General features: G+C 60.4%; 4 protein-coding genes and 1 pseudogene. 2 read left to right on the top strand and 3 right to left on the bottom strand.

What is annotated here, in order from left to right:
* Window positions 1-22: 22 nt before the first annotated feature.
* Window positions 23-493 (bottom strand): prepilin peptidase, encoded by a 471-nt coding sequence (locus tag ACIOU6_RS16395; protein ID WP_401137902.1) that lies wholly within the window; start codon window positions 491-493, stop codon window positions 23-25.
* A 75-nt stretch (window positions 494-568) separates the two neighbouring features.
* Between ACIOU6_RS16395 and ACIOU6_RS16400 the strand changes: the two genes are divergently transcribed.
* Together ACIOU6_RS16400 and ACIOU6_RS16405 are read left to right on the top strand one after the other, a co-directional pair.
* Complete coding sequence (locus ACIOU6_RS16400) at window positions 569-1,009, top strand: TadE/TadG family type IV pilus assembly protein (RefSeq protein WP_221732786.1); 441 nt, start codon at window positions 569-571, stop codon at window positions 1,007-1,009.
* A complete protein-coding gene (locus ACIOU6_RS16405; protein ID WP_401137905.1) occupies window positions 1,006-3,753 on the top strand; it encodes a PAS domain-containing protein in 2,748 nt (915 codons plus the stop codon). The genes ACIOU6_RS16400 and ACIOU6_RS16405 overlap by 4 nt, the downstream gene beginning before the upstream one ends.
* Here the strand turns inward: ACIOU6_RS16405 and ACIOU6_RS16410 are convergent.
* Both ACIOU6_RS16410 and ACIOU6_RS16415 read right to left on the bottom strand, forming a co-directional pair.
* On the bottom strand, window positions 3,738-5,735 hold the full coding sequence (locus ACIOU6_RS16410) for a pilus assembly protein TadG-related protein (RefSeq protein WP_401137907.1): 1,998 nt from the start codon (window positions 5,733-5,735) through the stop codon (window positions 3,738-3,740). The two genes, ACIOU6_RS16405 and ACIOU6_RS16410, sit on opposite strands and share 16 nt — an antisense overlap.
* 222 nt (window positions 5,736-5,957) lie before the next feature.
* Window positions 5,958-6,107: pseudogene (locus ACIOU6_RS16415) on the bottom strand (DUF4136 domain-containing protein); the annotation flags it as partial.
* Window positions 6,108-6,292 lie beyond the last annotated feature (185 nt).

Raw genomic sequence — 6,292 nt, forward strand, 5'->3', positions numbered from 1 at the left:
TAGCAGTACTGACAAGGGGCGACTAATGGAACCACAACAAGGTGAGCATTGAGCCTGCCAGCGCGAACGGTGCAAATGGCAGCTTTTTTGACGCTTCAGGCTCCATATATCGAAGACGTTCTCTAAGCCTTTGACTCATATGCAACCAGAGCTTTGGCCCCAGCAGGACCCAGATTGCACTGGCGAGCGCCGCGCCGATAAACACCCCGAGCAGGTGAGCACCGTCCGTCGCAACACCAAAGGCTGTCATTAGTTTCACATCGCCTGCGCCAAAACGTTTCAGCGCATAACCGGGAAGGGTGAACGCCAAGGCCAGCAGCACCGCCCAGGCTCCCTGAACCGCTTCGGCGCCGAGCCAAGTGTTGCCGGTCGTCAGTAGATAAACGGTGGCCAACCCTCCAACACCCAAAGTCAGGCCGTTACCGATATGCCGTTGTCGGGCATCCTGCGCCGCGCAAAGTGTCAGCCAGATCAGTAGGACAAAGATGTGCATGCGGTAAAAAACGTCCGTTTTGGCTGAATGATTCTATGCTGATATTAAGCAGTGAATGTCAGGGTAGACGCACTCATGAAATCCAGCCTCCCCCGCAAGCAAAAAGGCGCTGTCGCCATCGAATTCGCCTTGGTGTTCATCGTGTTCTTCGCCGTGTTTTATGGCTTGGTCAGCTACAGCCTGCCGCTGTTGCTGATGCAGTCGTTCAATGAGTCCACTGCCGAGGCCGTGCGCCGCAGCGTGGCGCTGGATCCGGCCTCTGCCGATTACTCAACCACCGTCATCACCACGGCCCGTACCGAGCTGACCCGCCAATTGGCTTGGCTGCCCGGCGCATTGAATTTCGATGCGGCCACCGACAGCAACATCACCTATGTCGGCGGCGTACTGACGGTGACGGTCAACTACCCCACCGCCAAGCTCAATCAGGCGCTGCCGTTTCTGGTGCTGCCCGGCATCGGTTCGGTGCCGCGTCTGCCAGCGACATTGAGCGCGTCTTCGAGCCTGCAGTTTTGAGTTCCGGTGACAAGCTGTTCGCTCGTCTGCTCAATCGACAACCCGAGACGCCACAGCCTCTGGACAGCCCTGTGGTGCCGAGTGTCGGCCTGCAGCTGTATCTGGATGGCGAAGGCCACGTCAATCATTTGAGCGGCCCCTTGCGCCATGTGCTGGCGCAGCGGATGTCCGGCCCCCAGCCCGCGCGTCTGCTGGAGTATGTGTTGCCCTACAGCAGCCTGGCGATAGAGGGTCGCCCCGCCGACTGGCAAGGACAATTACTCGACCTCGATTTTTTCAGCCAGAACGGTGCACCGCTGCACTTGCGCGGCTGGGTGCAGGCCCAAGGCGATGGCTGGCTTCTGCAGTTGCTGGACATCGGTGACTTGCTGGGTGAGCGGCTTCAGGCGCGCAATCGTGAGCAATGCCAGTGGCTGGCCACGCAGATGCGCGATCAATTGCGGTTGTGCAGCCTTGCGCGCCTGCCCGATGTGCTTGGCGAACAACTGCAACGCTTGAGCCAGCAGTGGCACATTCCGTCTCTGGCAGTGGCCCTGCTCGATGAGCAGGGCCAGGGCTGGCAGATTCATCAGCATTACGCAGCGCCAGATGCACCGCAGATGTGGCATGACCAGCAACGATTGGGAACCGGGCTCGACAGCCTCAACGGTGCGTTACCACAACGTTTGCTGGCCAGCGAACAGCCACGCCTGAGTGCACTGTTCGGTCTCGACGAAAGCTTCGCCGTGCCTTACCGCGACGCCCAAGGTGTGGCGGCGTGGTTGCTTTGCGCAGGCTACAACGCGAAGCAACAGGCGCCGGACTTGAACGATCACGACTGGCTGCTGTTGGCCGCTGCCGTGGCCGCCCCTCTGCTGGAGCGCCTGCGCGAGCATCACCATCACCAGCAACTGGAGCGCCTGGAGATTCTGCAAGCATTGCTCGGTACGGGTTGGTGGGAGATGACCCACGACGGCGCCGAAATACAGTTGGCCCCGGTACTGGTCGCCAGTCTGGATGTGAAAGCTGAGCGGCTGCCGATTCAGGACTGGTTCGATCATGTGCATCCTGCCGACCGGGATGAGCTGCGCAGTCGCCTGCAAGCCTTGCAGGGGGAAGGCACCCCGTTGGAGGTGTGCGTGCGCCTGCAACGCAGCGATCAACCACAGCCGCTGTGGTATCGCCTGCAAGGTCGCTCTTTGGGCATCGGTACCGAGCGAAGGCTGGTGGGTTTCATGCTCGACATCAGCGACATCAAGAATCAACAGCAACAGGCCGCCGCCGCCCATGCGCGCCTGGACAATCTGATCGCCAGCGCCCCCGCCGTGATCTACGTGCAACGCTACGTCGAGGGGGCGCTGCAACCGACCTTCTTCAGCGCCAGCCTGCAACCCTTGCTGGGCTGGACGCTGACCGACTGTGACGATGGCCGACTGGTGGAACACATACACCCCGAAGACCGTCCTCGCTATTTCGAACGCACGCGGCAGTTGCTGCGCGAAGGCTCGGTGAGCGCGCGATATCGGATGCTCGACCGCCAAGGCAACGCACACTGGCTGCTCGACGAAGCCAAACTGCTGCGCGACGACTTGGGCCTGCCGGTAGAGGCCGTAGGTTTATGGCTGGACGTCACCGAAGCGACCCTCGCCGCCGAGCAAATCAAGACCAGCGAAGAGCGCTACCGGATGCTGGTGGAAGATTCCCCAGCGATGATTTGCCGCTACCGCCCGGACTTGACCCTGACCTTCGGCAATCGGCCCTTGGCGACTTATCTGGAATGCACAGCGGAGCAGTTGCCCGGGGTAAACCTGGGCAACTGGATGTCGGACGAACAGCGCCAGGCGTTCGTCCAGCGCTTGGCACAACTGACCCCGCAACTGCCAGTGAGCACCGCTGAGATCAATCTGCGCCTGCCCGGCCGCGAACACGCGTGGTGGGTCTGGTCGGATCGTGGGGTATTCGATGAGCACGGGCAACTGATCGAGGTACAAGCCGTGGGTCGCGACAACACCGAGGTGCGCCGCTCGCAACAACAACTGACCCAGAGTGCGAAAATGGCCACCCTCGGCGAAATGGCCACCGGCCTGGCCCACGAGATCAACCAGCCGCTGAACGTGATGCGTATGGCCATCGTCAATGTGCTCAAGCGCTTGAACAATGGCGACGCGCAGATCGACTACCTGACCGACAAGCTCAATCGCATCGACGCCCAGGTTCAACGGGCAGCGCGGGTGGTGGATCACATGCGCGTGTTCGGGCGCCGCTCGGAAATCGAACAGCATCCGTTCAACCCCCTCGACGCCATTGAAGGCACGTTGTCGCTATTGTCCGAGGGCTTGCGCGGTAAAGGCGTCGAGTTGCGTATCAAAGAGGCCGGTTTTGAAGTCCAGGTGCGCGGTTACGTCGATCAACTTGAGCAGGTGCTGATCAATCTGATGGTCAACGCCCGCGACGCTTTGCTCGGCAAACGCGAGGCTGACCGCGACTTCCAGCCATGGATAGCGGTCTATGCCGAGTGCGATGAGCATGTGGTGCGGCTGTGGGTCGAGGACAACGGCGGCGGTATTGACCCGCGCTTGATTGAACGGATTTTCGAACCGTTTTTCACCACCAAACCAGTCGGCGTCGGCACCGGGCTGGGGTTGTCGGTCAGCTACGGCATCGTCGACAACATGGGCGGACGCCTGAGCGTGCGCAATGGTGACGAGGGCGCGCGGTTTTGTATCGAGCTGCCGATGGCCGAGGACGATCAGATCACCAGATAGGCCTTGCCGGTCTGGCCACAGGTCATATTGGCGCCGACATCGACAGCCATCAGGTTGATGCCAAGACTATTTAGCAAGTTGTTGAGCAACGGATCGAGCAGCGGACTCAACAGGTTGGTGATCAGCGGTTGGAGAATGCTGGCGACATCACTTATCGAACTGGCAACGCCAGTAACGATGGCACCAAACGGGTTACCGCCTTGCGGCTTATAAACAATCAGATTAATACCGGCCAGAGTGCTCGCCAGGCTACCGACAACATTGCTGGAAGGCGTGGCGGACAACGTGCTCGGCGGCAGTTTAAGGTTGGCCGGTATTGGGAAAGGTGTAGTGCTGGAATAAAGCAGATCTTGAGTACTGCCTGCCACGCTGGTGCTGGCCATGATCGCGATGCCGCCGGCGCCATACTGAACATGGGTGCTAGCGTCGCAACTGCCGATCCCCAGAATCTTGTGACAGGTCACAATGCCGAGGTCGATCAACGGCAAAGGCGTGACCGTGGGTTCGGCGGCCGATGAAAAGGCATTGGTCGGATCGATTTTGCCGACTTTGAGATCAGCAATAGACATGGTGGTATGAGCCGTCAGGCTCTTGGTGCCACTGGTGCCGGTTGGACATGTGTAGTCAGTGACGTAGCTGGTGGCGCCACCGGCATCCAGGCTGATATCGATTTGGGGCGACGGCAACAATTTCGGATCCAGTTGCTGACAACCGGCACCCAGTAAGCAAGCGGCCGAGTTGAGCGTAGCGACCAGGTTCAGACTCAGCAGTGAATTGAGAGTCGGGGTCAAAGTACCGACCAGCCCCAGCACTGCGTTGCTCAGCCCGCTCACACCGGTCAGCACTGGCAGATTCACTGACAGCATCGTGCGGATCTGCGCAGTGCGAACATAAATCCGGTCAGGCCCGGTGGGATTGATCTTGGCCAACGCCGGATTGCCGATGGCGGAAAACTGCGGCGGCTCGATCACTTTGACCCGCACCGTGACATTCGCCAGCCCAAGCACGCTGATTGGCAATGTCGCAGCCACCGCGCTTTTGCTGTTCGCCAGTTGCACGACGCCCTGAATCAGCTGCATCAACTGCACGTCGGCATCCAGCCCCGTCGATGTGGTGCCGGTCTGCAGTTGTAAAATGTCTCCCAGTTTGACGGGGGCGGCACTGAGCGCCGCCGCTTGCAGGTTGCCTAGAGCGGTAATCACTTCGGCAGTCGCACCATTGGCTTGAACTACGGTCGCAGCGGCCTGAATCAGCTGGGTCACCGAGGCTTGGGTGTTGAGTAGCTGGGTGTAATCGCCGGCGGTCACATTAAGGTTGATCGCCAGTTGATCCAGGTATTTGAGCAGATTGATGTCCGTGTGGAGCAATCCGTCCCAGCCGAGTAACGTCAGGTTGACGTTGCCTCCGAGCAACCCTGAAAACACTGGGTTCAGAATATTCGATTGCGCTGTGTTGATACTGCCCAGCGTACTGCGGATGCTCAATTGGGCAACCGGTGGCTGTGGCTGGGCAGCAACGGCAGAAGCACGAAGTACGGTATTGAGGCTGACCGACGCCCCACTGAACAACGCATACACAGCATTGGCAAAACTGGTGGCTACGGTGTGACTGGCGGCGACTTTGATGGCCGTCGCCTGCGTCGCACTGACGGTAAAGGTACGCAGACCGGTTGGCCCGGTCAGCAAAGTGCCGCAGGTCGTGGCCAGAGTGTTATTGGCATTGACGGCGAAGCCATTGCGCACGGCGCTTTGCCCGGCGTAACTGGCAGCGGTCAGACCGGACTGACAACTACCGCCGCGACTCACGGCCTCAAGCGCCGCGGTGTCGACGACTCGCTGCAGCTTGCGCTGCTCCATGTACAGCCGACCGCTGTCGACCACCACCAGCATCAACACCAGCGCCAACCCCAGGGTCAGCGCCGCCATCAAACCGATTGCCCCCCGCTGCCGGGCCGGGCCATTGAACTGCGAACGAGGCGACATGCCGCACTCCTTTGCCGGCGCACTGCCGAGCGCTACCTCCGTTGATGGGTTGAGTGTAGACGGGGCTGAGCGAGACGGCTGGCAGGACGCCACTTCACCTGACAACGAACCCTGTGTGGGCTTGCTCGCGAATACGGTGTGCCATTCAATTTTGAATGGGCTGACACGACACCTTCGCGAGCAAGCCCGCTCCCACAGGGATGGCGTCAACCTGAGGATGGGTTAGCGCGGTGGGTAGTTCGCCAGAATCCGGCCGACCGTTTCTCGAACCGCAGCGCTGCGATCCGCCGGGTTGGGGGTGCTGCTGAGCATGCGCTCATCGCTGCCGCGCCAGACCAGTTTGCCGTTCCTGCCATCGAGCAGGTCAACACGCCGCCACGTCAGCTGACAACGAACCCTGTGGGAGCGGGCTTGCTCGCGAATACGGTGTGCCATTCAATTTTGAATGGGCTGACACGACGCCTTCGCGAGCAAGCCCGCTCCCACAGGGATGGCGTCAACCTGAGGATGGGTTAGCGCGGTGGGTAGTTCGCCAGAATCCGGCCGACCGTTTCTCG

The organism is Pseudomonas sp. NPDC087615 (assembly GCF_044743445.1).
In the GTDB taxonomy this organism is placed as follows: domain Bacteria; phylum Pseudomonadota; class Gammaproteobacteria; order Pseudomonadales; family Pseudomonadaceae; genus Aquipseudomonas; species Aquipseudomonas baetica_A.

Coding starts and splice junctions, on each gene's coding strand:
- ACIOU6_RS16395 (WP_401137902.1), bottom strand. CDS start 493: ATGCACATCTTTGTCCTACTGATCTGGCTGACACTTTGCGCGGCGCAG.
- ACIOU6_RS16400 (WP_221732786.1), top strand. CDS start 569: ATGAAATCCAGCCTCCCCCGCAAGCAAAAAGGCGCTGTCGCCATCGAA.
- ACIOU6_RS16410 (WP_401137907.1), bottom strand. CDS start 5,735: ATGTCGCCTCGTTCGCAGTTCAATGGCCCGGCCCGGCAGCGGGGGGCA.